Source organism: Gordonia oleivorans (assembly GCF_040044975.1).
GTDB lineage: Bacteria > Actinomycetota > Actinomycetes > Mycobacteriales > Mycobacteriaceae > Gordonia > Gordonia oleivorans.
This window is the reverse complement of sequence record NZ_JBDZDI010000001.1, coordinates 682,681-708,600: the sequence shown is the minus strand read 5'-3', so window position 1 is coordinate 708,600 and position 25,920 is coordinate 682,681. Positions and strand designations below refer to the sequence as shown.

At 67.0% G+C, this 25,920-nt stretch carries 22 protein-coding genes and 2 riboswitches; of the genes, 13 read left to right on the top strand and 9 right to left on the bottom strand.

Translation table 11 applies throughout. The annotated features are described in order from the left end of the window. Positions 1-35 precede the first annotated feature (35 nt). From ABLE92_RS03175 to ABLE92_RS03150, 6 genes are all read left to right on the top strand, one after another. Positions 36-1,013, top strand: coding sequence for a LysR substrate-binding domain-containing protein (locus tag ABLE92_RS03175; protein WP_348803113.1), 978 nt, complete (start codon positions 36-38; stop codon positions 1,011-1,013). After that, positions 1,010-2,110, top strand: coding sequence for a mandelate racemase/muconate lactonizing enzyme family protein (locus ABLE92_RS03170; RefSeq protein ID WP_348803112.1), 1,101 nt, complete (start codon positions 1,010-1,012; stop codon positions 2,108-2,110). Before ABLE92_RS03175 ends, ABLE92_RS03170 begins: the two co-directional genes overlap by 4 nt. A gap of 14 nt (positions 2,111-2,124) precedes the next feature. Next, positions 2,125-2,409: a muconolactone Delta-isomerase gene (gene catC, locus ABLE92_RS03165; RefSeq protein ID WP_348803110.1), complete on the top strand. Its 285-nt coding sequence runs from the start codon at positions 2,125-2,127 to the stop codon at positions 2,407-2,409. Between the two features lie 71 nt (positions 2,410-2,480). Further along, complete coding sequence (catA, locus tag ABLE92_RS03160) at positions 2,481-3,362, top strand: catechol 1,2-dioxygenase (protein WP_348803109.1); 882 nt, start codon at positions 2,481-2,483, stop codon at positions 3,360-3,362. A gap of 33 nt (positions 3,363-3,395) precedes the next feature. Next, positions 3,396-4,979 (top strand): AAA family ATPase, encoded by a 1,584-nt coding sequence (locus ABLE92_RS03155; protein ID WP_348803108.1) that lies wholly within the window; start codon positions 3,396-3,398, stop codon positions 4,977-4,979. Between the two features lie 16 nt (positions 4,980-4,995). Beyond that, the gene (locus tag ABLE92_RS03150) at positions 4,996-5,541 is read left to right on the top strand and encodes a molybdenum cofactor biosysynthesis protein (RefSeq protein WP_348803107.1); all 546 of its coding nucleotides are present in this window, start codon (positions 4,996-4,998) and stop codon (positions 5,539-5,541) included. A 4-nt stretch (positions 5,542-5,545) separates the two neighbouring features. Here ABLE92_RS03150 and ABLE92_RS03145 read toward each other — a convergent pair whose 3' ends face one another. From ABLE92_RS03145 to ABLE92_RS03125, 5 genes are all read right to left on the bottom strand, one after another. Continuing rightward, complete coding sequence (locus tag ABLE92_RS03145; protein WP_348803106.1) at positions 5,546-6,493, bottom strand: proline dehydrogenase family protein; 948 nt, start codon at positions 6,491-6,493, stop codon at positions 5,546-5,548. 12 nt (positions 6,494-6,505) lie between these two features. Then, complete coding sequence (gene pruA / locus ABLE92_RS03140; RefSeq protein ID WP_348803104.1) at positions 6,506-8,140, bottom strand: L-glutamate gamma-semialdehyde dehydrogenase; 1,635 nt, start codon at positions 8,138-8,140, stop codon at positions 6,506-6,508. A 225-nt stretch (positions 8,141-8,365) separates the two neighbouring features. Next, the gene (locus ABLE92_RS03135) at positions 8,366-9,997 is read right to left on the bottom strand and encodes a PucR family transcriptional regulator (protein WP_348803103.1); all 1,632 of its coding nucleotides are present in this window, start codon (positions 9,995-9,997) and stop codon (positions 8,366-8,368) included. A gap of 105 nt (positions 9,998-10,102) precedes the next feature. Further along, the gene (locus ABLE92_RS03130) at positions 10,103-12,274 is read right to left on the bottom strand and encodes a glutamine synthetase III family protein (RefSeq protein ID WP_348803102.1); all 2,172 of its coding nucleotides are present in this window, start codon (positions 12,272-12,274) and stop codon (positions 10,103-10,105) included. Positions 12,275-12,421: 147 nt separating this feature from the next. Beyond that, positions 12,422-13,546 (bottom strand): FUSC family protein, encoded by a 1,125-nt coding sequence (locus ABLE92_RS03125; RefSeq protein WP_348803101.1) that lies wholly within the window; start codon positions 13,544-13,546, stop codon positions 12,422-12,424. 103 nt (positions 13,547-13,649) lie between these two features. Here ABLE92_RS03125 and ABLE92_RS03120 point away from each other — a divergent pair, with 103 nt between their 5' ends. Continuing rightward, positions 13,650-14,108: a MarR family winged helix-turn-helix transcriptional regulator gene (locus ABLE92_RS03120; protein WP_496560762.1), complete on the top strand. Its 459-nt coding sequence runs from the start codon at positions 13,650-13,652 to the stop codon at positions 14,106-14,108. 17 nt (positions 14,109-14,125) lie between these two features. Beyond that, positions 14,126-15,418, top strand: a complete 1,293-nt coding sequence (locus ABLE92_RS03115) for a DUF2254 domain-containing protein (RefSeq protein WP_348803098.1) — start codon at positions 14,126-14,128, stop codon at positions 15,416-15,418. A gap of 22 nt (positions 15,419-15,440) precedes the next feature. Here the strand turns inward: ABLE92_RS03115 and ABLE92_RS03110 are convergent, their stop codons facing one another. After that, positions 15,441-16,091, bottom strand: a complete 651-nt coding sequence (locus tag ABLE92_RS03110; protein ID WP_348803096.1) for a DUF305 domain-containing protein — start codon at positions 16,089-16,091, stop codon at positions 15,441-15,443. Beyond that, positions 16,088-17,605: an LVIVD repeat-containing protein gene (locus ABLE92_RS03105; protein WP_348803094.1), complete on the bottom strand. Its 1,518-nt coding sequence runs from the start codon at positions 17,603-17,605 to the stop codon at positions 16,088-16,090. The genes ABLE92_RS03110 and ABLE92_RS03105 overlap by 4 nt, the downstream gene beginning before the upstream one ends. 253 nt (positions 17,606-17,858) lie before the next feature. On the opposite strand from ABLE92_RS03105, the gene ABLE92_RS03100 reads away from it, so the two are divergent. Then, positions 17,859-19,469 (top strand): GMC oxidoreductase, encoded by a 1,611-nt coding sequence (locus tag ABLE92_RS03100; RefSeq protein ID WP_348803092.1) that lies wholly within the window; start codon positions 17,859-17,861, stop codon positions 19,467-19,469. Here the strand turns inward: ABLE92_RS03100 and ABLE92_RS03095 are convergent. Then, entirely contained in the window at positions 19,458-20,021 is a 564-nt protein-coding gene (locus ABLE92_RS03095) for a TetR/AcrR family transcriptional regulator (protein ID WP_348803091.1), read from the bottom strand. The two genes, ABLE92_RS03100 and ABLE92_RS03095, sit on opposite strands and share 12 nt — an antisense overlap. Positions 20,022-20,160: 139 nt before the next feature. Here ABLE92_RS03095 and ABLE92_RS03090 point away from each other — a divergent pair, with 139 nt between their 5' ends. Together ABLE92_RS03090 and ABLE92_RS03085 are read left to right on the top strand one after the other, a co-directional pair. Further along, positions 20,161-20,592: an SRPBCC family protein gene (locus ABLE92_RS03090; protein WP_348803090.1), complete on the top strand. Its 432-nt coding sequence runs from the start codon at positions 20,161-20,163 to the stop codon at positions 20,590-20,592. Positions 20,593-20,644: 52 nt separating this feature from the next. Next, positions 20,645-21,448: an SDR family NAD(P)-dependent oxidoreductase gene (locus ABLE92_RS03085; RefSeq protein ID WP_348803216.1), complete on the top strand. Its 804-nt coding sequence runs from the start codon at positions 20,645-20,647 to the stop codon at positions 21,446-21,448. 4 nt (positions 21,449-21,452) lie between these two features. On the opposite strand, the gene ABLE92_RS03080 is transcribed toward ABLE92_RS03085, so the two are convergent. Continuing rightward, a complete protein-coding gene (locus ABLE92_RS03080) occupies positions 21,453-22,823 on the bottom strand; it encodes an NAD(P)/FAD-dependent oxidoreductase (RefSeq protein ID WP_348803089.1) in 1,371 nt (456 codons plus the stop codon). Positions 22,824-22,845: 22 nt separating this feature from the next. Next, positions 22,846-22,925, bottom strand: a riboswitch (ZMP/ZTP riboswitch). Between the two features lie 136 nt (positions 22,926-23,061). Further along, positions 23,062-23,145: riboswitch (SAM riboswitch) on the top strand. A 7-nt stretch (positions 23,146-23,152) separates the two neighbouring features. On the opposite strand from ABLE92_RS03080, the gene ABLE92_RS03075 reads away from it, so the two are divergent. Beyond that, the gene (locus ABLE92_RS03075; RefSeq protein ID WP_348803088.1) at positions 23,153-24,286 is read left to right on the top strand and encodes an LLM class flavin-dependent oxidoreductase; all 1,134 of its coding nucleotides are present in this window, start codon (positions 23,153-23,155) and stop codon (positions 24,284-24,286) included. After that, the gene (locus ABLE92_RS03070) at positions 24,286-25,914 is read left to right on the top strand and encodes an ABC transporter substrate-binding protein (protein ID WP_348803087.1); all 1,629 of its coding nucleotides are present in this window, start codon (positions 24,286-24,288) and stop codon (positions 25,912-25,914) included. Before ABLE92_RS03075 ends, ABLE92_RS03070 begins: the two co-directional genes overlap by 1 nt. The last annotated feature ends 6 nt before the right edge of the window (positions 25,915-25,920 follow it).

Here is a 25,920-nt window from a genome sequence, read left to right as displayed (position 1 = left end):
CAGTGATCTGACCGAATGATCGAGGAGGTGAGGGCATGGAACTTCGGCATCTGCGGTACTTCGCAGCGGTGGCCGAGACCTGCCATTTCGGCCAGGCCGCAGCGACCTTGCATGTGGCGCAACCGGCCTTGTCCTACGCCATCCGCCAACTGGAGTCCGAACTCGATGCCACCCTGTTCAACCGCACCACCCGGCAGGTCTCGCTGACCCCGGCCGGTGAGTACCTCAAGGGCGAGGCGCACCGCATCCTTTCCGATGTCGACGACGCGGTCGACGGGGTACGCCGCATCGCGGCCGGCCGCAGCGGGATGGTCCGCATCGGTCTGACCGGAATCGCGGCGTTCTCCCACCTGCCGCGAATCGCGCGCGCGGTCAAGGCGGCGCTGCCCGACGTGGAACTGCGCATCGTCTCCGACCTGCTGACACCGATGCAGTGCGCGGCGCTGGAAGCCCACGAGATCGATCTCGGTGTGCTGCGACCACCGGTGGTCGGTGAGGGTCTCGAACTGCGCACCATCGACGTCGAATCCATGGTTCTGGTGGTCGCCTCCGATCACCGGCTCGCCATCGAACCGGTGGTGGCCACCTCTGACCTGCGCAACGAACCCTTCGTCATGTACGACAGTCGCGACTCCGCGGTCAACGATGCGACGATCCGCACCTGCCGCCGGGCCGGCTTCGTTCCGCAACGAGCACACGAGGCCTCGGGGACACCGGTCCTGCTCGCCCTCGTCGCGGCCGGCCTCGGCGTCGCGGTCCTGCCCGCATCGGTGCGTGCACTTCCCCTGGCGGGATTGGTGATCCGCGACCTGGCCGATGCGGGAACCACCGAGATCGCGCTGGCGTGGAACACCGGTGACGACAATCCCGTCGTCGAGTCCGTCGCCCGGGTGATCGGCGAGGCCTTCGACATGTCCGCAGCAACTCCGTCCTCCGCAGCAACTCCGTCTTCCGCAGCCCCGCCGTCCTTCACCGCCCTGCCGTCCTCCACAGCCCTGGGAGAGAATCCGTGAAAATCACTGAGATCGAGGCGATTCCGTTCGCCATCCCGTACCGCAAACCCTTGCGGTTCGCGTCCGGCGAGGTGTCGGTCGCCGAGCACGTCCTCGTGCGGGTGCACACCGACGAAGGCATCGTCGGTGTCGCCGAGGCGCCTCCGCGTCCGTTCACCTACGGCGAGACCCAACGTGGCATCGTCGCCGTCATCGAGACCGTGTTCGCGCCACAGCTCGTCGGGCTCACCCTGCACGACCGCGAGGTCATGGTCGCCCGGCTGAACCGCACCGTCGGCAATCCCACCGCGAAAGCCGCTGTGGACATGGCGATCTGGGATGCGCTCGGCAAGACCCTCGAGGTTCCGGTCAGTGAACTCCTCGGCGGATTCACCGACCGCATGCGGGTCAGCCACATGCTCGGGTTCGACGATCCGGCGAAGATGGTGGCCGAGGCCGAGAAGATGCGTGATACCTACGGCATCTCCACGTTCAAGGTGAAGGTCGGACGACGCCCGGTATCCCTCGACACCGCCGTCGTGCGTGCCCTGCGTGAACGTTTCGGCAACGAGATCGAACTCTATGTCGACGGCAATCGTGGGTGGTCGGCGTCGGAGTCGTTGCGTGCCATGAAGGAGATGGCCGACCTCGATCTGCTGTTCGCCGAGGAACTCAACCCCGCCGACGACGTGGTCGGAAGGCGTTGGCTCGTCGAACAACTCGACGTCCCGTTCATCGCGGACGAGTCGGTGCCCACCCCGGCAGACGTCACCCGGGAGATCCTCGGCCGCAGCGCCACCGCGATCTCCATCAAGACCGCCCGCACCGGATTCACCTGGTCGCGGCGCGTGCATCACCTCGCCGAGGGCCTCGGCATCGAGGTGGTCATGGGCAATCAGATCGACGGTCAGGTCGGTACCGCCTGCGCACTGGCCTTCGGCGCGGCCTTCGAACTCACCTCGCGGTACGCCGGTGAACTGTCGAACTTCCTCGACATGAGCGACGACCTGCTCGCCGAACCCCTGCAGATCCATGACGGACACCTGCACACGTCCCACCGCGCCGGCCTCGGCATCGAGATCGACCCGGACAAGCTCAGCCGCTACCGGATCGGATAGGAGAACGACACGACATGCTTTTCCACGTACGGATGGATGTGCGCATCCCCCACGACCTCGACCCGGATATCCGGGCGCAGACCGTCGCCCGGGAGAAGGCCTACTCGCAGGATCTGCAGCGATCCGGCAAATGGCCGCACATCTGGCGGATCGTCGGTGAGTACTCGAACTACTCGATCTTCGACGTCGAGAGCAATGACGAACTGCACGCCATCCTGTCCGGCCTCCCACTCTTCCCCTACATGGACATCGCGGTGACCCCGCTGGCCACCCATCCGTCCGACATCGCCGCGGGTTGATCACCCCGATCACCCCTCCGGCACCCGACGTTCACAGCCCAATCACGTTTCAGCACAAAGGAGTACCCATCATGACCAGCACCACCGACACCAGCTTCGACGCCGAGGTCACCGCCAAGGCCGCCGAATCCGGTGCCAACGCGTCGGCCCAATTCGCCGAGCGGATGGCACATTCCGGACGTTCCGGCGTCGTCGACACCGCCCGCGTGGATCACCTCGCCTCCAAGGTGATCAAAGCCGTCACCGACATCGTCCTGGAGGACAAGGTCAGCTACGAGGAGTACAACGCCCTGAAGGCATGGCTGATCAAGGTCGGCGCCGATGGCGAATGGCCGCTGTTCCTCGATGTCTGGATTGAGCACGCCGTCGAGGAGGTCGCCAGCGAGCACCGCGAGGGCTCCAAGGGAACCATCGAAGGCCCGTACTACATCCCGGATTCGCCCGAGGTGGCGTGGAACGGCACCATCCCGATGCGCGACGACGAGCCGGGCAACCCGCTGGTCTTCTCCGGTCAGGTGCGCGCCGTCGACGGCACCCCACTGTCCGGCGCCAAGCTCGAACTGTGGCACGCCGACGATCTCGGCTTCTACTCGCAATTCGCTCCGGGACTGCCGGAATGGAATCTGCGTGCCACCTGGATCGCCGACGAGGACGGCCGTTTCGAGATCCACACCCTGCGTCCCGCGCCATACATGATCCCGACCGACGGTGCCTGCGGTCAGCTCATCGCCGCGGCCGGCTGGCACGCGTGGCGCCCGGCGCATCTGCACTTCAAGGTGAGTGCCCCCGGCTACGAACTGATCACCAGCCAGCTGTACTTCCCCGGCGACCCGCACAACGGCGACGACATCGCCTCGGCGGTCAAGCCCGAGCTGATGCTCGACGTCACGGAGAACCCGAACGGCGAGGGCTTCGTCACCGAGTACGACTTCGTGCTCGATCCGGAAGCCTGATCCGAAACCCCCACCCGGAGAAAGGTGACTCCCATGCTCGTCGCACCCACCACGGTGGTCGCCGGCACGTCCTCGGATGATCTCGCCGCCGTCCGCACGCAGGCGCGGTCGTGGCGTTCACCCGAGATCGGGATCACCGACCGCGACCTGACCGACGCCGCCCTGGCCGATCTCGTGGCCACGGCGTCGTCGGCGGGCGCGGAGTCCTTCGCTCGCGCGGTCACCGCCATCGCCTCGGCTCGGTCGGGGAGTTTCCCGGCGATCCCGCACATCGACGCCGCCGTCGAGATCATGCGGGAGTTCTTGCGGCACAACCTCATCGACGGGTGGCTCTACGTCCGGGAATCCGACGGGTACCTGCATCCGTATCTGGTCATGGATCTCACCCTCGAACACGCCGACCGCACGCATGGTCCGCGGATCAAGTTCACGATGGAGGCCGACAACGCCACCGTCAAGCGCCCGTCGCGCAAGCCACGCGTGCTGTACTTCGAGGAGACCGAGGTCGTCGGTAAGTCGCCGGGCGATGTCCTCGTCGCCGGCGGCGCGTACAAGGAAACCGGAGAACTGAAGGCGGAGTACGAGTCCCGGCGTGCGCGCTACCAGTCGATCATCGACGACGGATTCGGGCGGCAGTACCGGTTCACCGGGCGGGTCATCCGCACCGACGACTACCGCTCCCCGAACATGCGGGAGAACCGCAAGGTGGTCCACGATGTGGCGCCAGGGGAGATCGCGTCGCTGCGCATGGTGGCACCGTCCATCCTCTTTGACGGTGACTCCTACGGGCCGGTGCCGGTGATCACCGCCGTGCGGGTCTTCGATCTCGGCGCCCAGGACTTCCTCGACGTCAACACCGGCGACCTGACCGAATACGTCTACGACGCCCACCTGCAGGACAAGCTGGTGCTGCCCGACGACCAGCGGGAGCTGCTCAACATCCTCACCACCGACATCTCGGTGTTCACCGGCGACATCATCGACGGCAAGTCGGCGGGCAATGTGATCCTGGCGAAAGGCCGTCCCGGCGTGGGCAAGACGCTGACCGCCGAGGTCTACGCCGAGGTCACCGGCCGACCGCTCTACTCCATCCACTCCGGCTCGCTCGGCATCACCGCCGAGTTGGTCCGCAAGAACCTCGAGGTCATCTTCGACCGCGCCAAGCGCTGGGATGCGGTGCTACTGCTCGACGAGGCCGACGTGTTCGTCATGGAACGCGGCCTGGATCTCTCGCAGAATGCGATCGTCGCCGAATTCCTGCGCACACTGGAGTATTTCGACGGCCTGCTGTTCCTGACCACCAACCGTATCGACGGTGTCGACGAGGCCATCCTGGCCCGCTGCGCGGCCGTCATCGAGTATCAGTCACCCGGCCCGAAGGATGCCCGTCAGGTGTGGCAGATCCTGGCGGCGGGCAATGACGTGACGCTCGAGGAGAGCCTGCTCGACGATCTGGTCGGCGGCTTCCCCGACATCACCCCGCGCGACATCAAGATGCTTCTGCGGCTGGCGCTTCGGATGGCCAAGCACCGCGGTACCGACCTCGATCCCGAGGTGTTCGCGAGCAGTGCGCGGTTTCGCGGGCTGCACTACCTCGCACCGGCCGACCGCGGATAGCCACTACGCTGGGGCGGTGGAGTATCGCTTCGAGATCGTGACGTTGCTGCGTTCACCGCGGCACGCGTACTTCGGTCGGCCGAAGGATGGTCCGGCCGACGACGTCGACACCGAGACACCCGAGTCGGTGGAGATCGTCGCCGACAAGGGTATTGTCGGCGACCGATTCTTCGGTGTCCGCGCGCACACCGAGGCCGCGGTCACCTTTCTGGCGATCGAGGCGTGGCAGGCGGCGGCCGGTGCCGCCGACCCGATACTGGCCCGCCGCAACATCGTCGTTCGCGGACTCGAACTCGATCCGCTGCGGGGGCAGGAATTCACCATCGACTCCGGTGACGGGCCCATTCGGTTCCGGGGTGGACGGCCGGCGCACCCGTGTGCGTGGATGGACACCACCGCCGGCGACGGCGTGCGTAAGGCGCTGATCGGGCGCGGTGGCCTGCGGGCGCAACCGCTCACATTCGGTGTGTTGCAACTCGGTTCGGCCGTCATCGGCTGTGACGTCGCACTCGATCCCGCGAGAGCCGCGGATCAGGTGCGACGTGCACAGCCGATGGGGTGAGGCCTCAACCGGCCAAAGCGCGTAGGAAGAACCCGAGGTTCGCCGGCTTCTCGGCCAGGCGCCGCACGAAGTAGCCGTACCACTCCTGGCCGTACGGGATGTACACACGCACGCCCGCGCCGTCGGCGGCGAGGCGTCGCTGCTCGTCGGTGCGGATGCCGTAGAGCATCTGGTGTTCCCAGGATCCGGGTGCCCGCCCGAACTCCGCGGCCATTGGTTGCGCGGCTTCGATGATCGTCGGATCGTGGCTGGCCACCATCGGATACCCGTTGCCCTTCATCAGGATTCGCAGGCACCGCAGGTACGCCTCGTCGATCTGTGAACGCTCCGGGTAGGCCACCGACGCTGGTTCGGCATATGCGCCCTTGCACAACCGGATTCGCGCTCCCGACGCCGCGAACTCGGTGCAGTCATCCTCGGTGCGGCGCAGATACGCCTGCAGCACGGTGCCGAGGTCGGCAAACTCATGCCGCAACGACCGCACGATCTGTAGGCGTTCGTCGACGGTGGTGTGATCTTCCGCGTCGATGGTGACCAGGACGTCGCTGCGTGCCGCGGCCGCGCAGATGGTGTGTGCGTTCTCCTCGGCGATCTTGGCGCCGTGCTGCGGCAACGACTGCCCCAGGGCGGTCAGCTTGAGCGACACCTCCAGTTGGCCGTGTTCGTGTGGCATTCGTGACATCATCTGCAGCAGAGAAAGGTACGCGTCGACGGTGGCGGTCGCCTGCGCCTCATCGGTGGTGTCCTCGCCGAGAAAGTCGATGGTGACCGACAGGCCGTCGTCGAGGGAGCGGCGGATGGCGGCCTCCACCTCGGGGAGGGTTTCGCCGGGCACGAATCGGTTGACCACCCGCTCGGTGACCGGTAGGCGTTGCGAGGTCTCCTTGATGCGGTCGCTTGCCGCGGCCTTCATGATGACCGGCCGCAGGATGGAGTCGAAGAGGGTACTCATGGATGCTCCAAGTCACTCGGACCGCATGTGCGGATAGCCGGATTCGGTTGGTGGGACAAAGGTTTCCTTGATGGTGCGGGTGGAGGTCCAGCGCATCAGGTTGGCCTTCGAGCCGGCCTTGTCGTTGGTGCCGGATGCACGTCCGCCACCGAACGGTTGCTGGCCGACGACGGCCCCGGTGGGCTTGTCGTTGATGTAGAAGTTGCCCGCGGCGTTGCGCAGCACATCCGACGCGGTGGCCACGGCGGCGACGTCGGTGGCGATGATCGATCCGGTGAGAGCGTACCGGGCGCTGGAATCGACTGCCCGCAGCGTCTTCTCGAAGTCGGCGTCGTCGTAGACGTGCACCGACAGAATAGGTCCGAAGTATTCGGTGGTGAACGCCTCGTCGGTGGGGTCGTCACCGAGCAGGACGGTGGGGCGGACGAAGAATCCCTCGGAGTCATCGCACTGGCCGCCGACGGCGACGGTCATCGTCGGCACGGTCTTGGCCCGATCGATGGCTGCCACGTGCTTGTCGAAGGCCCGGCGGTCGATGACCGCGCCGCCGAAGTTGCTCAGGTCGCGGACGTCGCCGTAGGTGAGTTCGGCTGCCTCGGTGAGGAAGTCGTCACCCATCTGCGCCCACACGGAACGCGGGACGTAGGCACGCGATGCGGCCGAGCACTTCTGCCCCTGGTATTCGAAGGCACCGCGAATCATGGCGGTGCGCAACACGTCCGGGTCGGCCGACGAATGGGCGACGATGAAGTCCTTGCCGCCGGTCTCGCCGACGAGACGCGGATAGTTGCGGTAGGTGTCGATGTGCGTGCCGACCTCGCGCCACAGATGCTGGAAGGTGGCCGTGGATCCGGTGAAGTGGATGCCGGCGAGGTTCGGATCGGCCAGTGCCACATCGGATACCGCGATACCGTCGCCGTGTACCAGGTTGATGACCCCGGCCGGCAACCCGGCGGCCTCGAGCAGCTGCATGGTGAGGTGGGCGGAGTACGCCTGCGTCGGGGAGGGCTTCCACACCACCGTGTTGCCCATCAGCATCGGTGCGGTGGGCAGGTTGCCGGCGATGGCGGTGAAGTTGAACGGGGTGATCGCGTAGACGAAGCCGTCGAGGGGGCGATGGTCGAGGCGATTCCACACACCCGGTGAGGAGACCGGCTGCTCGGCCAGGATCTCGCGGGCGAAGGCGACGTTGAAGCGCCAGAAGTCGACCAGTTCACACGGTGCGTCGATCTCGGCCTGCTGCACGGTCTTCGACTGACCGAGCATGGTGGCCGCGGCGATGCGTTCGCGCCACGGGCCGGAGAGGAGATCTGCGGCGCGCAACAAGACCGCGGCGCGGTCGTCGAAGCTGGTGCGAGCCCAGTCCCGGGCGGCCGTGAGTGCGGCGTCGACGGCGTCGCGGGCGTCATCGTGGGTGGCATTCGCGATGGTGGCGAGGACCTCGCGGCGAGCGTGGGGCTGGACGACCGGGGTGCGGTCACCCGACCCGCTGCGCGTGGCCCCGCCGATGACGTGGGGGAGTTCGACGGGGCTTGCCTGCGACCGGCGGTCGAGTTCGGCGACGATTCTGCCTCGTTCCGGCGTGCCCGGGGCGTAGGTGTGTACCGGCTCATTTGCCGGGCGTGGGGGTGTGGTGATGGCGTCCATGGAGCCATTTCACGTGGCCGCATGCACGAAAGCGATGGACGATCGGTTAAAGGAGGTCCTTCGTTGTTGTCTGATCGGACAACATCGTCGTCACGCGGGTTGACTCGGCCCACCGAAACCGGGTCGTGTTGGAGAACCTGGATGCTGTAGCGCCCACCTTCCCCAACAGGACCCCACTGCGGTCCGGGGACTGCTCGAGGACAGGCACACCGGGGTGGTCGCCACTCACCGTGACGACATGCTCGCGCGGAGGGTCAGGGCGACCACCAATCGGGTGGCGGGATCGTCGAGGTCCAAACCGGTGAGTTCCTGGATGCGGCGGATGCGGTAGCGCAACGTGTTGGGATGCACGTGGAGTGCGTCGGCGGAGGCGCGGACATCGCCGAAATGGTCGAGGTATGCCCGCAGTGAGATCGTCAGGTCGCCACCCGATCGGTGATCGCGCTCGGCGAGATCGATCACCCGGGAGTCGATCAGCTCCGGATTCGACTCGATCAGCGCGATGATCTCACCAAGCAGCACACCGGTTTTCGACTCACCCACCGTCGTCACGGGGTGGATCAGGCCGGCCTCGCGATGCGCGGCGTCGAGTACCCGGTCGGCCTGGGCGCGGAGATTCGGCACGGTCGCGACGTCGGTTCCCGGGCCTGCGATCACCGCTCGGGCATCGACGCCGAACTGGCGGTGCGCCGCGGTGACGGCCGCGGTGGCCCAATCGACGGTGGCGTCGAGCGCGGCACCGGGGAGCACGACGTAGGCGCGGCCGGCGAGCGTGGTGGTCACCGACAGTGGGCTGAATGCGCTGGCGTGCAGGGTCAATGCCGACACCACACCCGCCGCCGAGAACGGTGCCGGCGCGTCGGCCTCGGCGCCGGACAACCCGTCGAGGGCCACGACGACGACGCTCGACGACGGCGAGATTCCCAGTTGCCCACACAGATACGGAACATCGACGACATCCCCGCGCGCACCGAGGAGGCGACGCACCACTTCGTCGTGTCCGGTTCCGGCGTTGCGGCGTCGGACGATGATCCGGGCGGCCACCGCCGCGGCACCGGTCAGCACCTCGGCGGCGTCGTCGGACAGCGGTTCACGTCCCTGCTGAATCCACATGGTGCCCAGATGATCTCCGCGGAGCGGGTCCTCGTGTGGGGCGCGGATGCCGACCGCGAGTCGGGGGCGTAGACCGAGGTCCGCCCGTTCGTCGACGGAGACCACCTCGGTGGTGGTGCGCAGCGCATCCATCACACCCCATTGCCGAAGCCACGCAAGCATGTCCGGCGGTCCCTCGCGTCCCAGGATCGACAATCGCCGGAGTTCGTCGGCCTCGTCCCCGGCGCTGCTGTAGGCCAGAACGTGGGAGTGGTCGTCCTCGATGCTCACCAGCCCGTGCGTGCGGCGGGCGACCTCGGCGGCGAGGTCGAACAGGTCGCCGACGGTGCCCGACCGCATGGATTCGGTGTCGGCGGATGGCGCGGCCGCGGAACCGACCACTTGCGTCACCAGGTTGTAGATGCGCTCCCACCGTGCGTGTGGATCGACGGCGACGACGGCGACACCGAGATCGGTCAGATGGGCGGTGAGTTCGGGGGTGGGGGACTTGATCATCACCGCGGCCGGGCGGGCGCTGTCATAGGTCGACAGCCAGGCGATCACGGCCTCCGGTGTGGCCCCGACCAACAGGAACAGGTCGGCGGAGCGGGTCGAGGCCCGCAACGGGAGATGGAGATCGTCGGGATCGAGCAGCGAGACGGAGTCGATGGGGACATCAAGGCCGCGGGGCGCCGCGTCCAGCGACACCAGGGTGCGGTCGAGCGCGAGTACCAACTGCCCCAAACCGATCCCGCCTTTGTCCATATCGACAAAGATACTGTCCGCACAGACAAAAGAACGGCGCCCGCCGGGAGAGATCCCGGCGGACGCCGTTCTGGGGCTGCAGAGTGGTGCAGAGTGTGGTGCGACTCAGAGGATGGTGAGCATCTCGTTGTAGGTGGGCAGCGGCCACAGATCGTCGGCGACGACGGTCTCGAGCTTGTCGGCGACCTCACGGACCGCGGTCATCGCCGGGATCAGCGACTTCAGCGCGTACTCCGACTCCTCCTCGACACCCTCGCCGTGGAATCCGTCGATGGCCTCCTCGAGGGCGTCCATCACCTTGTTGAGCGCCTTGACCGAGGTGGTCATGGTGTGCAGCGCGGGGGTCTCCATGTCGATGCCTGCGGCCTTCAGGCTGGCCGCGGTGCTCGCGAGCTCACCCATGTACCGGGTGGCGGCGGGCAGGATGAGGGTCTTGGCGATCTCCAGGGTCTCCTTGGCCTCCACCAGCAGTGCCAGCGCGTACTGCTCGAGGACGACGTCCTTGCGCGCCTTGAGTTCCCGCTCGGAGAGGATGCCGTACTTGCTCAGCAGTTCGATGTTCGCCGGCTCGTCGAGCTGGCCCATCGCATCGACGGTGGTGCGCAGGTTGAGCAGACCGCGTGCCTCCGCCTCTTCCTGCCAGGCGTCGGAGTATCCGTCGCCGTTGAAGACCACCTTGCCGTGCTCGGTGATGATCTCCTCGAGCAGCTTCTGCACCGCGTCGTTGAACTCGGCGCCGTCTCCGATCGCCTTCTCCAGGTAGGTCGAGACGTAGTCGAGCGACTCGGCCAGGATCGCGTTGATCGCGATCATCGGGTCGGCGATCGACTGGTTGGAGCCGGGTGCACGGAACTCGAAGCGGTTGCCGGTGAAGGCGAACGGGCTGGTGCGGTTGCGGTCGCCGGCATCGGCCTTGAGCGGCGGCAGGGTGTCGACACCGAGCTCTATGACGCCGGCCTGCTTGCTCTCCTTGGCACCACCCTTGGCGATCTGATCGAACACGTCGGCCAGCTGCTCGCCGAGGAAGATCGAGATGATCGCCGGCGGGGCCTCGTTGGCACCGAGACGGTGATCGTTGGAGGCCGAGGCGATCGAGCTGCGCAGCAGGCCGCTGTACTTGTGCACACCGCGGATGATGGCGGCGCAGAACACCAGGAACTGCACGTTGTCGTGCGGGGTGTCACCCGGCAGGAGCAGATTGCCCTGGTTGGAGTTGCCCAGCGAGAAGTTGACGTGCTTGCCCGAACCGTTGACGCCGGCGAAGGGCTTCTCGTGCAGCAACGCCACCATGCCGTAGCGCTCGGCGACCTTCTTGATGGTCGTCATCATGAGCTGCTGGTGATCGTGGGAGATGTTGGACCGCTCGAAGACCGGGGCGATCTCGAACTGCCCCGGGGCGACCTCGTTGTGGCGGGTCTTCGACGGGATGGCGAGCTTGAACAGCTCCCGGTCCAGCTCGATCATGAAGGCCAGCACGCGGTCGGGGATCGCGCCGAAGTAGTGGTCGTCGAACTCCTGGCCCTTGGACGGCTTGGCGCCGAACAGGGTGCGGTTGGTGGTCATCAGGTCCGGCCGCGCGAAGTAGAAGTGGCGATCGATCAGGAAGTACTCCTGCTCGGGACCGGCGAAGGACACCACGGTGTCGACGTCGTCGTGGCCGAAGAGCTTGAGCAGACGCATGGCCTGCTTGCTCATCGCCTGCTGGCTGCGCAGCAGCGGCGTCTTCTTGTCGAGGGCCTCACCGGTCCACGAGATGAAGATCGTCGGGATGCACAGGGTGTTCCCGTTCTTGTTCTCCAGGATGTAGGCGGGGCTGGTGACGTCCCAGCCGGTGTAGCCGCGTGCCTCGAAGGTGCCGCGCAGGCCGCCGTTGGGGAACGACGACGCGTCGGGCTCACCCTGCAGCAGCGTCTTGCCCTGGAACTCGGCCAGCGAACCGTCCGCGCCGTCGGGCTCGAGGAAGGAGTCGTGCTTCTCGGCCGTGAAGCCGGTCAGCGGGTAGAAGACGTGGGCGTAGTGCGACGCCCCCTTCTCCATGGCCCAGTCCTTCATCGCGGAGGCGACGTAGTCGGCCAGGGTCGGATCGAGCGGTGCGCCCTTGTCGATGGTGGCCGCAACGGCCTTGAACACGTGCTTGGGGAGACGAGACTTCATCACCGACAGGCTGAAGACGTTGCGCCCGAAAGTGCCGGCCAACGGCTCATCGAAGCCTTCGGTATCCATCTCGTAGGTGGTCACGGCCTCGATGGCCTGACGGCGCGACATGCTGCCACTCATTCAATACTCCTGGGGTGTGGGTCCCCGGCGCGTGGGCGCTTGACGGTGCGCTGATCACATTGACCGGGACGTTGGTCGAGCGATACGACGCTATGAGTGGCAGGTACCCGCATCGTTGCGTGAATGTGACGCCCGTGAAAACTCAGTTCACGTGGCTGGACGAATCACGTCGGCCGGCCTGATGGTGACGGCCGCGACGACGATGCCGAGCACGATGCCGATCACCGTGTCGCCGACGCGGTCGAGTGCCATCTGTGGCGAGAGTGCGGCACGCAGGCCGGTCAGCAGCAGCGCCATCGGTGTCACCGCCGTCGAACACAAGGCGTAATTCACCGTGGAGAAGATCTCCGCGAGGGTCTGGAACACGATGATCGCGGCGACCGCACCCCAGTATCCCAGCGGCAATGCCAGCAATGCGGCCGCGATCACGGCACCGGCCACATTGCCGAGGAGTCGGGCATATCCGCGGCTCACCGTGTGGTGATACGTGACCCCCTGCATCGCCGCGATCGCCCCCATCGCCGCCCACATCGGATGCGCCAGTCCGACGCCGGCCGCGATCGTCGCGGCGATGGCCGATGCCGCCGCCATCCGCCCGGCGATCACCAGCAGGTGACGGTGCCCGGCGGCGGAACGGCCGCCGACCAGGGTGCGCCACAGGGATTCGCGCGTGGCCGAGTCGGGCGCGGTGGTGGAGGGGCCCGACCGCAACAACCAGGGCGCCAACGCCGCCGCGATCCCGATGACCGCACCGACCGCGGTGGCGGTGACCGCACGTCCCACGTCGGCGGCATCGTGGGCGAAGCCGGCGGCGCCCGCCGCCGCGAACACCAGGATGACCGCACCCGGACCGACGATGTGCAGCGCCGAGACCAGATAGGACGCGACACCGGCCAGCAGGGAGATGACGACGATCTCCACCGCCAGGGGTGCCGATGACGCGCCGAGCGTCGCACCCACGGCGATGGCCCCGGTGATCGCGACACCGAGTGCCACCAGGCGGGTCGCGCGCACGGGGTAGGGGTCCGGCCGGCAGAACGCCGAGACCAGCGCACCGAGTGCGGCGAGGCCGGCGACGTCGCGGTGCCCGAGCGCTCCGCCGGCGATCAGGACGACCCCGACGGCGATCCCGACTCGGATCGGGGCGGCCACACCCGCGCGGCTCAGGTCGATGTGCATCGCATCGCGCCACGCTTGAGTGCTCACCGCGTGCCGGAGGGCGGCGCGGCGGTGGGGCACGGCGTTGGGCATGGGATGAACAGCGGACGTCATAGAATTACTTTATCACTATTTTACTAGTGAAATATGTGATGGTCACTACGATGACGAGGTGACCGAAGACGCCGCGCGCCCGCCGGACCTGGTGGATCGCATCATGGGTGAGTGGGCGGCGGCCTACGCCGATCTGGATGTCTCGCCGATCGGGATCCTCGGGCGGGTGCAGCGGATCGCGTCGGTGACCAGCGCCCAGCTCGACCGCAACCTCGAGGCACACGGGATCGGCCGCTCGGAGTTCGACGTCCTCGGCGCCCTCGTCCGCGCCACCCGTCCGTTGCGGGCCAGCGAGGTCGTGTCGACGACGATGCTCAGCGGGGCGTCGGTCACCAAGATCAGTGACAGTCTTTCTCGCCGGGGCCTGCTCGAACGTCGCAAGTCCGATCGGGACGGGCGGGTGGTGCTGCTCGTGGCGACCGACGAGGGACGACGCCTCGTCGACGAGGAGATTCCGCGGCGGCTGGAGGATGACCGGCGCGTGTTGTCGGCGCTCAGCGGTGCGGAGCGAGGCGTGCTCGCCGAACTGTTGCGCAAGATTTCGATGACACTGGGGGAATGAGAGCAGGGGGAGTGTCTGTGGGCAGGCTACGTCTGGCGCAACTGCGTGACGCCTTCTGGCTCGTGCCGATGTTGCTCGGAATCGCCGGGATCGCACTGGCTCAGATCCTCGTTGCCGTCGACCGGAAGGTGGGGTCGGCCGGCTCGGGTGGAGAGGGTGCACTCCTCTATCAGGTCGGGGTCAGCGGTGGCCGCGACATCCTGGGCGCGATCGGCGGGTCGATGCTGGCGGTGGCGGCCACCTCGTTCTCGATCACCATCTCGGTATTGGCCACCGCCAGTTCGACGTACGGCCCGCGGCTCGTGCGCAACTTCATGAACGATCGCGGAAACCAGTTCGTCCTGGGAATGTTCGGTGCAACGTTCCTGTACTCGCTGATGGTGCTCCGCGCGATTCGGGGTGGCAGCGAGGTCGGCGAGGAGTTCGTGCCCGACATCGCCATCAACGTCGCGGTACTCCTCGCGATCATCGATGTGATCGTCCTGGTGTACTTCATCAATCACATCGCCCGCTCGATCCAGGTGTCGACGCTCTCGGCGCGCGTACGCAGCGAGCTGGATGCCGTTGTGCGCACCCAGTACCCCGAGTCCGAACCGGAAGAGTCGTGCCCGGCTCCGGCGCCCGACGGCGGTAGCGCGGTGGACTCGCGGACCTCGGGATTCGTCATCGGAATCGACGAGGACGGTCTGCTCGACGAGGCCGAGAAGTCGGACTGTCTCATCGTCCTCCGTGTGCGTCCCGGCGATCACGTCATCGACGGTGACCGCCTGGCGACGCTGCACGGAACCGATGATCGGCAGAGCGTGAGCGCGGACGTGTGCCGCCACGTCCATCTGGGCGAGACGCGAACCCCGTACCAGGACATCCAATTCGCGGTGCAGCAGCTCACCGAGATGGCGGTGCGGGCGCTGTCGCCGGGAACCAACGATCCCTACACCGCACACAACGCCCTCAATGAACTCGCGGCGTCGTTGGTGCCGTTGGCCCGACGCCGCGCACCGCAACTGGGTCGGCGCGGCGACGACGGGACCTTGCGGCTGGTGGTGACCCGGCTGCCGCTGACCGAGCTGATCGACGACGTGTTCGGGGCTGTGCGCACGTATGCGATCGGCCATCCGATCGCGATGACCGCGGCGATCCTTCTGGCCCGTCGGCTCGGTGTCGCGGCCGTCGAACCCGATGTCCGCGCCGCAGTGCTGTCGCATCTCGAGCTCATCTACGACGCTCTCGATCGTGTCGACGACCAGGTCGACGCCCAGTTCTGCCGTGGCGAGATCGACGAGGCGCGCACCGCGATTGCGGCGGCATGAGCATTCCGGGGATGCGCTGGATTCACCCGACCGGCCTGGTGGCCGAGCGCTGTTCGAGCATCACGCCGATCAGTCCCACCTCGGACGACTGAGTGCTGATCATGTCCCGCACCGTCTGACGCACCGCCCCGTGGACCACCATTGGGTCGACCGTCTGTGCCATCGCGATGCCGCCCTGATGGTGGCGATACATCAGCGTGAGGAAGAGGTCCTCGGCCGCTTGCCCCGACGCGGCGGCCAGGCGATCGAGTTGTTCGGTCGTGGCCATACCCGGCATGGCGGTATGCGGCATGGCCATACCCTGCATGGTCGTGTCGTGGCCGGCATGCATCCAGGTCATGGGGGTGGGGTTCTGCAGCGGTGCGCCGGTCAATCGCAGCCATCCGATCATGGTCCCCAGCTCATACTGCTGTGTTTCGGCGATCTGACGTGCCAGCGCGCGAACTCCCGGATCGATGCCGTCGCGGTCGACGGACTTGCCCATGACGACGGCCTGCTGATGGTGGCCGATCATGTCCTGCAGGAAGGCGGTTTCCGTCGACGTCAGCGGCGCGGGGTGCGCGGCGGGTGCGCCATCGATCGCGGGCCGCGCGAGGTAGCCGGCGATGGCCGCCCCGACGACGAGGGCAATCACCACCGCCACAGCGCTCGGCCGGGGTCGGGGTAGGGTCATGATCCCACCGTCGACTGTTGGTCCGCCGGTGGTGAATACACGCCGTCAGCGAGCCGGAGAACCTGAAAACCGCTGTCCGAGCAGGTAACCCACAGTTCACGTCCGCGCCACTCCGGCGGTGAGGCGCACCAGTCGGTGGACTGGTCGGCCGTCGTCGAACCGATGCGTGGGCTGATGGCCTGATCGGGATCGAACGAGCCGTCGGCGATGGAGTGCAGGATCGCGGGAGCGCTGAGCAGCGGTACCCCGAGCGCGGCGAGCAATGCGTGTGGCGAGTTGGTGAGAACGTCGCCGTGGCGAGGATGTGTCGGCGGGTTGTAGTACGCGATCTCGCGGACCTGCAACGGATCACGGACATCGAAGACGCGGACTCCGGAGGAGAACCACCCGCACGCCAACGCCGTCGGATTCGTCGGGCGATCGGCCGCGCAGTAGTGCGATTCATAGGCGAAGACGCCGCCGCCCGAACTCGATGCGACCGACGAATCCTGATTCTGTCGGAGGTTGATCTGTAGTTTCAGCCGGTTGACGATACGCGGATTGCGGGGATCGGAGACGTCGATCACCTTGACCCCGCCGGAACCGCCCTCGTCGACCGTGAACGCGAAAGGCTTGTCGCCGTAGGTGACCGGAATGGCGTGCTGGGTGGCCCAGCCGTCGCTCCAGGTGAGTTCGGACAGCCGCACCGCACTCGGATGGTGCTCACGACGATGGATCGAGGAGACGTCCCAGACGCTGATCCCGCCGGTGTTGCTCGCGAGATACAGACGATTGCCGTCAGCACTCACCCCGATGCCGTGCGTGGACAGCCCCGTGACGCCCTGCCAGAGCACGTGCGGATGTGCGGGGTCGGTGAGGTCGACGGCGCTGAGGAATCCCGGGCCGAGTCCGGACGCCCAATAGGTGCGCCCATCGGGGGAGAAGCCGCCCTCATGCGCGGTGACCGGCAACGGCATCGAGGTCGACCCGGTATCCGGATTGAGGAGTCTGGGTGCGGCACAGTCGGATACGTCGTACACGGCGAGAAGACCCGCGCCGAAGAGGGCGGGCACCCCGGTGCCGACCAACAACTTCGAGGTGCGGTTGGCCTTGAGGGATTCCCACGTTCCGGCGAGCATGGCGGGCGCGGTGAGTCGCTGGGTCGGACGCGGATTCCGTGGATCGCTCGCGTCGATCACCTGCACGCCCGTTTCCGGTCCGAACAGGCTGCCGGGAAACAGGCTCCCCATGTAGGCGCAGGTGTCATGGCTCGTCGAGGTGATTCCGCCGCCTCGTCCGGCATATGCGCCGACCGCGGAGATGTTGCACGAGTAGCCGCCCGCGCTGCGTCCCGAATCGCGTTCGGCGGCAGGAACATCGCCCTGCAGGCCGGGTTCCGGGTGGGAACCGGGTCCGCACTGGGCAACGGCGACCGCGGCGGGTGCCGGATCGGCGTGGGCCGGCCAGCCGACGAGGGCGGCGACGACGGTCGCGGCGATCATCGACGCGCAGGCCTGATGGCGAGTGACAAGCATGCAGAGACGCACGGAATCCCCTTGGAGAGTGGCGGGTGCGACAGTCGGAGCAAATGAGTGTGGTGGACCACTGTGCCGCCAATTATTGACACATACCACTGCAGTTGTCTAGTTTTGGGGTCGTTGTGTCCCGGTGATCGGCGCGGTCGGGGGGTCGTTCCGGCGCCGACGTCGTACTGTCCTGTCCTGCAGTCGTTTTCATGTCCGTGTTGAGCCCCGTGTGGGGCGTCGACCCTGAGGGGGATCTTCTTTGATGTCATCACTCGTCACATCGTCGGTCTCGCGCCGCGGATTTCTGATCGGTGCCGCATCCGCGGGCGCCGCCGGTGTCGTGGCCGCGACGGCCGGCGTCGGCCGCGGTTTCGGCGCACCGACCCGCACCACCCCCGTCACCCGCGAAGAACATCGCGTCGTCGTGATCGGGTCCGGTTTCGGCGGTGGGGTCGCGGCGCTGCGCCTCACGTCCGCCGGCGTGCCGGTGACCCTTCTCGAACGCGGTCGGCGCTGGGTCACCGGTCCCAATGCCACCACCTTCCCGAACGCGACCAACCCGGACAAACGCATCCTCTGGCATCAGTCCACCCCACAGGTGTTCGGCAAGCCGCTGTCGGTCGATCCCTATGTCGGACTCTTCGAGTCGATCAGCGACGAGAACATGACCGTCATGGTCGCGGCCGGACTCGGCGGCGGATCGCTTGTGTATCAAGGGATGACGCTCAAGCCCATCGAGTCGGTGTTCACCTCGCACTTCCCCGCGGGCATCGACTGGCGTGCGATGGACACCATCTACTACCCCCGGGTCGCCAGAATGCTCGGCGCCGCGGTCGCACCCGACTCGCTGATCCGCAGTCCGAATTACCGTGCCGCACGGGAATTCGCCGCCCATGCCCGCCGCGCCGGACTGCCCGTCCAGAAGATTCCGATGCCCATCGACTGGAATTACGCCCTCGCCGAACTGGCCGGCAAGATGCGTCCGGCCTACACCGACGGGAGCGGGGCCATCGGCGTCAACAATGGCGGCAAGCACAGCGTCGACGTCACCTACATCGCGCAGGCCGAACGCACCGGACTCCTCGACGTCCGAACCCTCCACGACGTCACCGACATTCGTCGGGCGCGCGACGGGCGCTGGGTCGTCGAGGTGCACCGCACCGACGAGACCGGACGTGTCCTGGAGACGAAGGTGCTGACGACGGGCGCGCTGATCCTGGCCGCCGGAAGCATGAACACCACGCGAATGTTGATGTGCGCCAAGGCGACCGGTGGCATCGGCGACCTACCCGACGCGTTGGGGCAGGGGTGGGGGACCAACGCCGACCGGATCTACATCTGGAACAGTCTGACGTCGGATTTCGGTGCGACACAAGGTGGTCCAGTGGTCTACGGCAGTCCCAACTGGTCAGATCCCGCGAACGCCTTCACCCTCATCCAGGCCTCCATCCCGCCGCTACCGGTGGATGCGCACAGCACGATGATGGTCGGCTACGGGGTGAGCAACGCCCGCGGTCACTTCACCTACGACTCGGCGCGCCACCAGGCGGTCCTGCGCTGGCCGCACGAGGGCGATGCATCGATCCAGACCCGCCACCTGCATCCGGCCGCCACCCGGATCGCCGGTCCCGGATCGACACTCGTCGACACCAACGCCATCGTGCCGTCGACGTGGCATCCGGTGGGCGGCGCGAACATGGGGTCGGTCTGTGACCTCGACGGACGCGTGCTGGGGCAGCGGGGCCTCTACGTGGTTGACGGCGCGCTCATGCCGGGTAACTCGGCGGCGTGCAACCCGTCGATGACGATCGCGGCCATCGCCGAACGGGCGCTGGACCGCATCGTCGCCGCCGACGTCGGATCAGCCATCTGAGGCGCGGGCCATCGCATCGAGGGCGGGTCGCAGCCAGCGACCGAGGAACGCCCGCAGTTCGTCGTCGGATCGCTGGCCGTCGTCGACGGCGACGAGCGAGACGCTCAACAGTGCGGTCATGTCGACGATGTCGGCGAAGTGCGGTCGGTACTCGGGTTTGCCGGCGACGGCCGGTCGCAGGATCTCCGCGGCCACCTCCCGGGTGCGTGCCATCGCGCCCTCGTCGAAGAACGGGTGACTCTCCTGCGAGTTCAGCAACACCGACAGGGCCGGGTCGGCGATGGCCATCGAACGGCCCGCGATGATGAACTCGATCAGAAAGTCACCGAAGTCGGTGATGCCGTCGAGTCGCTCATGGATCTCGCGCATGGCGGAGATGGCGAGTTCGCCCATCGCTTGGGACACCATGTCCTCGCGGGAACCGAAGATCGAGTACACCGTCTGCCGGGACACTCCGGCCTTCGCCGCGACCGCAGCGATGCTGGCCGCGGCGAAGCCGTCGGTGGAGATCAGGTCGAGCGTCGCCTCGATGATCTTGCCTCGCGATCGCATACCGTCATTATGGCTCGGATGGCGGCGACCGAACGCCGTGACGGGGTACATGCCGTCGGGCATTGTCTCAGTGCGTAGTGTGGCGCGTGAGTCGGCGCACGTGACGTGCGCCTCGGCAAACCGACAGGAGGGTTCCGTCATGGGCGTTGTCAGGCATTCGTCCCAGATCTCCGTGCCGCGCGCTGCGGTGTTCGACTACATCAACGACTACACCAACGTCCCCGAGTACATGTTCGGTGTTCACAAGTTCGCGCCGCAGACCGATGTCACCAGCGGCGTCGGGTCGGTTTTCGACGTCGAGTTGAAGGCCGGGCCGAAGACCCTGAAATCGGTCGTCGAGACGATCGAGTGGGTGGAACACGAGTTCATCGTGCTCAAGGCGATCGACGGGTTCCAGGCCAACACCACCTGGAGGTTCCACGACACCGACGGCGGCACCGAGGTGCATGCCGAGTTCGAGTACATCCTGCCCGGCGGACTCGCCGGCCGTGCGCTGGGCGCGATCATGGAGCCGTTCGCGGCCCAGGCCGTCCGGCACACCGAGAAGAAGCTGCGCGACGAGCTGGAGTGACTCGGTGGTCTCCTTGTCTCCGCGATCGGTGTCGGCGGCGGTCTTCGACGTCATGCAGCGGCGGACGATGTTGCCGGCGGTCATCGAGGACACCCTCACCGGTCGCGGACGAGACGTCGCCGGCCTGCGGGTGGTGGTGACCGGCGCGTCCGCCGGGATCGGCCGGGTGGCCACGCAGCAACTCACCGCGCGCGGGGCGCAGGTGATCGCCGTGGCGCGCCGCGAGGAGGAGTTGGCCTCGCTGGCCGACGAGACCGGCTGCGACTACCTGATGGCCGACCTGTCCGACGAATCCGACACCGACCGGCTGCTCGGTGAGCTGTCCGGGCGGGAGGTCGACGTCCTCGTGAACAATGCCGGCCGGTCGATCCGGCGGTCCATCATCGACTCCACCGACCGGCTCCACGACTACCGGCGCACCATGGCGATCAACTACTTCGCCGCCGTCCAACTGAGCCTGGGGCTGCTGCCCGGCATGGTCGAGCGCGGTCACGGGCAGATCGTCAACGTCTGCACCTGGGGACTGATGGCCGGAACGTTCCCGCGGTTCTCCGCCTACGCGGCATCGAAGAATGCGCTGTCGATCTTCGGCCGGAGTCTCAACGCCGAACGGCCCCATCCCGGAGTGCGTGCCACCAACATCTACTACCCGCTGGTGCGGACCGAGATGATCTCGCCCACAGCCGAATACGACGATGTGGCGGCACTGTCGGTGGATGAGGCGGCGAGTTGGATCGTCCGGGCGATCACCCACCGGCCCGAACGCATCGCTCCCGCCGCCCTGCGGACGGTGCTGCCGGTCCTCGATTACCTCTCGGCACCCACCGCGGACCGGACGATGGGTGCCATCACCTGAGAGATCAGGCCGCGAGGTCGTGTGACAGCCGATCGATCGCCGCCCGCGCGAACACCTGTTGCTCGGTGACCGCCAACTGATGACGGTTGCGGGAGGTGAAGGCCAGGGTCCAGTCGATGAACGTGATGAACCGATTGCGGAACCCCACCAGGTACAGCAAGTGCAGGAACAGCCACCCCAGCCAGGCGAAGAAGCCGGAGAACTCGACGGCCCGTGAGGTGCCCGGGATGGGTACCCGGGCGACCGCGCAGTGCCGGGCGACTGTCGCCATCGACCCCTTGTCCCAGTAGGTGAACGGCTTTCGGTCGCGATGGGTGCCGTTGATCCGGGCGGCGACGGCGTCGGCGGCGTACCGCCCGGACTGATTGGCGGCCGGGGCCTGACCGGGGACTCCGTCGACGGCCATCATGTCACCGATCACGAACACCTCGGCATGGCCGGGGATGGTCAGGTCGGGTTCGACCCGTACCCGACCCGCGCGGTCGAGTTCCACCCCGCACTGCTCGGCGAGCTGTCGGCCGAGCGGACTGGCCGCGACCCCCGCCGACCACACCTTGCACTGACTTTCGATGCGACGCGTCGAACCGTCGGCCTGGCGCACCACGAGTCCGTCGTAGTCCATGTCCACGACCATCGCACCGAGTTGCACATCGACTCCCAGTGCGCGCAAACGCTTCTCGGCTCGGGAGCCCAACCTTTCACCGAACGGCGGCAACACCGCCGGTGCGGCGTCGAGCAGGATCACCCGTGCCTGCGTCGAGTCGATGGACCGGAAGGTGCCGCGCAGCGTCGTGCCGGCCATCTCCGCGATCTGACCGGCCATCTCGACGCCGGTGGCCCCGGCTCCGATCACCACGAACGTCAGCAGGCGATCACGCTCGATCGGGTCGGTGGACAGTTCGGCCTGCTCGAACGCCCCGAGGATGCGGCCGCGCAACTCGAGTGCATCGTCGACGGTCTTGAGGCCCGGCGCGAACTCCGCGAAATGATCGTTGCCGAAATAGGATTGGCCCGCACCGGCGGCGATGATCAGACTGTCATACCGAGTGGTGGTGACACGTTCGAGCATGCGTGAGGTCACCGCACGATTCTCCAGGTCGATGGCCTCGACATCGCCCAGTGCCACCGTCACATTCCGTTGGTCGCGAAGAATCACCCGCACCGGCGGTGCGATCTGGCCCTGCGAGATCACCCCGGTGGCGACCTGGTACAGCAACGGCTGGAACAGATGATGAGTCGTGCGTGCGATCAGGGTGACGTCGACGTCGGCATGCTCGAGTCGACGAGCGGCAGCCAGCCCGCCGAACCCCGATCCGACGATGACGACATGGTGCCGGCGGGTCCTGCCGCCGGGAACCGGTACGCGCTGGGTCATGGCACGTTTCCTTCTGGTGTGGAATCGACACCCAGGCGGACGATGTCGGGAAACGGTGCTCCTTGCCGGTGGACTCCGGCTGCGCCAGTCGCACAACCGACGATAGCCCATCGAGCAACCGGTGGCGAGGCCGACTTAAATTCTTCGGCGCGAGAAAATCGTCGCCGCATTCGGGCGTGGACGGCGTCCGTCCCGACATTCTCTTTGCCTGTCTCAGCATCACGGGCCTACGGTGAATCGACCATCTGGAGCGACCGAGAGACCCGGCTCGTCGACGTCGCAGCAACCCGCCCCAGGGTGCTAACGCCGGGATCGATGGGAGACACCCCGTGACGTTTCGTGACCATGCCCCGCTGTCGGTGCTCGACCTCGCACCTATCAGCGAGGGTTCCGATCCTGCTGCTGCGCTGCACAATACGATCGATCTCGCGCAGCACGCCGAGCAGTGGGGGTATCGCCGCTACTGGGTGGCCGAACACCATTTCGCCGCCGTCGCGAGTTCGGTGCCGGCGCTGCTCATCGGTCAGATCGCCTCCGCGACCCGATCGATCCGCGTCGGATCGGCGGCGGTGCAGGTCGGGCAGACGACGGCGGTATCGGTGGCCGAGTCCTTCGGGATGCTCGACGTGTTCCATCCGGGCCGAATCGACCTGGGGCTCGGCCGATCCGGACAGCGACGCGCCGAGGCGGCGGCAACACCCGCGGGTCCGGTCGCGATTTCCGCACCGACCCCGAGTCGGCTCGTCGACGGGGTGGTGATCCCCGAACCCCTCGATGTGACTGCGCTACTGGCACATTCGCCTCTCGCACGCAGCTTCGAGGTGTTGACGCAGCCGGGTGCGCAGCCACCGGACTTCGACGAGCAGGTCGACGACATCCTGTCGCTCCTCGACGGCACCTACACCAGTCCGTCGGGTCAGGAGCTACATGCGGTTCCCGGCGAGGGGGCCGACGTGCAGGTGTGGATCTTCGGCAGCAGCAAGGGGCAGAGCGCTCACGTCGCCGGCGCCCGCGGACTCCCGTTCGCAGCCAACTACCACGTCAGCCCCGGCACCACCCTCGAGGCGGTCGCGGCCTATCGGGAGGCGTTCCGCCCGTCGTCGGTGCTGGCCGAACCCTACGTGGTGGTGTCCGCCGACGTGGTGGTGGCCGACGACGACGACACCGCGCAGCATCTGGCCAACGGCTACGGGCAGTGGGTGCACAGCATCCGCACCGGCCACGGCGCCATCGAGTACCCCGACCCGGCGACGGCGCAGCCGCTGCCCGCCGACCAGCTGGCACTGGTCGCCGATCGGCTCGAGACCCAGTTCGTCGGATCACCCGACACCGTCGTGCAGCGGCTCGCCGCACTCGGGCGGCTCACCGACGCCGACGAACTCGTCATCACCTCGGTCACCCATGACCATGCCGACCGGCTGAGGTCGCATGAGCTGCTCGCCAAGGCATGGGGGCTGATCTGATGAATCGCATTGCTGTCACCGCGAAATCGGCCGTCTCCACACTCGCCGTGGTGGCCGTGGCCGGTGTGCTCACCGCCTGCGGTTCTGGGTCCTCGGGCTCCGACGACGCCGGACCGCCGGTGCTGGGAGGCACCCTGCGCTACGGACTCTCCGACGCCCCCACATGCTCGGACCCGGCCCAGAGCGGCACCAACCAGACGATCTATGTCACCCGGCAGGTCGTCGATTCACTCACCGATCAGGACCCGGGTGATGGCAAACTCAAGCCCTGGCTCGCCCAGAGCTGGGAGGTGAGCCCGGATGCGCGGACCTTCACCTTCCACCTCAAGCCCGGTGTCACCTTCAGCGACGGCACGCCGCTCACCGCCGAATCCGTCAAGGAGAACTTCGACGCCATCGTTGGGCCGCTCGGCGCGGCCAAGGCACCGTTGGCGGCGACTTACCTCGGCGGATACACCGGCACCACCGTCGTCGATCCGCTGACCGCGCGGGTGGCGTTCGGTGCCCCCAATGCGCAGTTCCTGCAGGCCACCTCGACTCCACAGTTGGGGATTCAGGCCGAGGCCACCGTCGCCGCGACGCCGGAGGAGAGGTGCCAGGGCACCAACATCGGATCAGGACCGTTCGTGTATTCGGGCTGGGCGCAGGGCAAGTCGGCGTCACTGCGCAAACGCACCGGATACCGCTGGGGATCGTCGGTCTTCGGTCACGCCGGTGACGCCTACCTCGACGGCATCGACTTCACGGTGATCGCGGAGTCCGGGGTGCGCACCGGATCGCTCGCCTCCGGGCAGCTCGACGCGATCAGCGATGCCCTGCCCAACGACAAGCCGCAGATCACCGGGGCCGGTGGACAGGTCCTCACCGCGGTGAACCCGGGTGTGCCGTTCGGGTTGCAGCCCAACGTATCCCGTGGTGTCCTCGCCGACGCCGCGGTGCGGCGCGCACTGCTGCCGGCGATCAACCGGCAGGAGTTGGTGACCACCGTCCTCGACGACGACTTCCATCCCGCCACCGGCGTCCTGGCGTCCAACACCCCCGGATACTCGGACTCCTCGGCCGAGTTGCGCTTTCAGCCGGACACGGCGAAGAAGATTCTCGAGGACGCCGGCTGGAGGGCCGGCGCCGATGGAATCCGGACCAAGGACCGACAACGCCTGAGCTTCTCGGTGCTCTACAGTCCGGTGTTCGCCGGCAACCAGGCCATCCTCGAACTCGTCCAGCAGCAACTGAAGAATGTGGGCGTCGAACTGAAACTCGACGTCGTGCCGGCGGCCACGGCCACGGTCCGGCAGAACTCCGGTGACTACGACGCGATCTACTACAACGTGACCCGTGCCGACGGCGACATCCTGCGCACCCAGTTCGGGCTCACCGGACGAAACCTGAACCGGCGCGGACCGATTCCCGCTCTCGACGTGGCCCTGGCCGGGGAACAGTCCACCACCGACACCGCGCAACGCAATGCCCACCTCGCGACCGCACAACAACAGATCCTCGACAACGGACTGTTCGTCCCGACCATCGAGTTGTCGCAGGCCATCGGTGCCGCGGCCACCACCCATCAGGTGACGTTCGATGCCTCGTCGCGGTTGCAGTTCCACGACACGTGGCTGTCCGGGAGGTGAACGCGA

What these genes read in the sequence shown, in the direction of transcription:
- ABLE92_RS03135 (WP_348803103.1), bottom strand. Translation starts at nt 9,997, where the DNA reads ATGGACAAAGGCGGGATCGGTTTGGGGCAGTTGGTACTCGCGCTCGAC.
- ABLE92_RS03155 (WP_348803108.1), top strand. Translation starts at nt 3,396, where the DNA reads ATGCTCGTCGCACCCACCACGGTGGTCGCCGGCACGTCCTCGGATGAT.
- ABLE92_RS03125 (WP_348803101.1), bottom strand. Translation starts at nt 13,546, where the DNA reads ATGACGTCCGCTGTTCATCCCATGCCCAACGCCGTGCCCCACCGCCGC.
- ABLE92_RS03120 (WP_496560762.1), top strand. Translation starts at nt 13,650, where the DNA reads ATGGGTGAGTGGGCGGCGGCCTACGCCGATCTGGATGTCTCGCCGATC.
- pruA (WP_348803104.1), bottom strand. Translation starts at nt 8,140, where the DNA reads ATGGACGCCATCACCACACCCCCACGCCCGGCAAATGAGCCGGTACAC.
- ABLE92_RS03175 (WP_348803113.1), top strand. Translation starts at nt 36, where the DNA reads ATGGAACTTCGGCATCTGCGGTACTTCGCAGCGGTGGCCGAGACCTGC.
- catC (WP_348803110.1), top strand. Translation starts at nt 2,125, where the DNA reads ATGCTTTTCCACGTACGGATGGATGTGCGCATCCCCCACGACCTCGAC.
- ABLE92_RS03100 (WP_348803092.1), top strand. Translation starts at nt 17,859, where the DNA reads ATGTCATCACTCGTCACATCGTCGGTCTCGCGCCGCGGATTTCTGATC.
- ABLE92_RS03145 (WP_348803106.1), bottom strand. Translation starts at nt 6,493, where the DNA reads ATGAGTACCCTCTTCGACTCCATCCTGCGGCCGGTCATCATGAAGGCC.
- ABLE92_RS03105 (WP_348803094.1), bottom strand. Translation starts at nt 17,605, where the DNA reads ATGCTTGTCACTCGCCATCAGGCCTGCGCGTCGATGATCGCCGCGACC.
- ABLE92_RS03090 (WP_348803090.1), top strand. Translation starts at nt 20,161, where the DNA reads ATGGGCGTTGTCAGGCATTCGTCCCAGATCTCCGTGCCGCGCGCTGCG.
- ABLE92_RS03110 (WP_348803096.1), bottom strand. Translation starts at nt 16,091, where the DNA reads ATGACCCTACCCCGACCCCGGCCGAGCGCTGTGGCGGTGGTGATTGCC.
- ABLE92_RS03070 (WP_348803087.1), top strand. Translation starts at nt 24,286, where the DNA reads ATGAATCGCATTGCTGTCACCGCGAAATCGGCCGTCTCCACACTCGCC.
- catA (WP_348803109.1), top strand. Translation starts at nt 2,481, where the DNA reads ATGACCAGCACCACCGACACCAGCTTCGACGCCGAGGTCACCGCCAAG.
- ABLE92_RS03095 (WP_348803091.1), bottom strand. Translation starts at nt 20,021, where the DNA reads ATGCGATCGCGAGGCAAGATCATCGAGGCGACGCTCGACCTGATCTCC.
- ABLE92_RS03080 (WP_348803089.1), bottom strand. Translation starts at nt 22,823, where the DNA reads ATGACCCAGCGCGTACCGGTTCCCGGCGGCAGGACCCGCCGGCACCAT.
- ABLE92_RS03085 (WP_348803216.1), top strand. Translation starts at nt 20,645, where the DNA reads ATGCAGCGGCGGACGATGTTGCCGGCGGTCATCGAGGACACCCTCACC.
- ABLE92_RS03130 (WP_348803102.1), bottom strand. Translation starts at nt 12,274, where the DNA reads ATGAGTGGCAGCATGTCGCGCCGTCAGGCCATCGAGGCCGTGACCACC.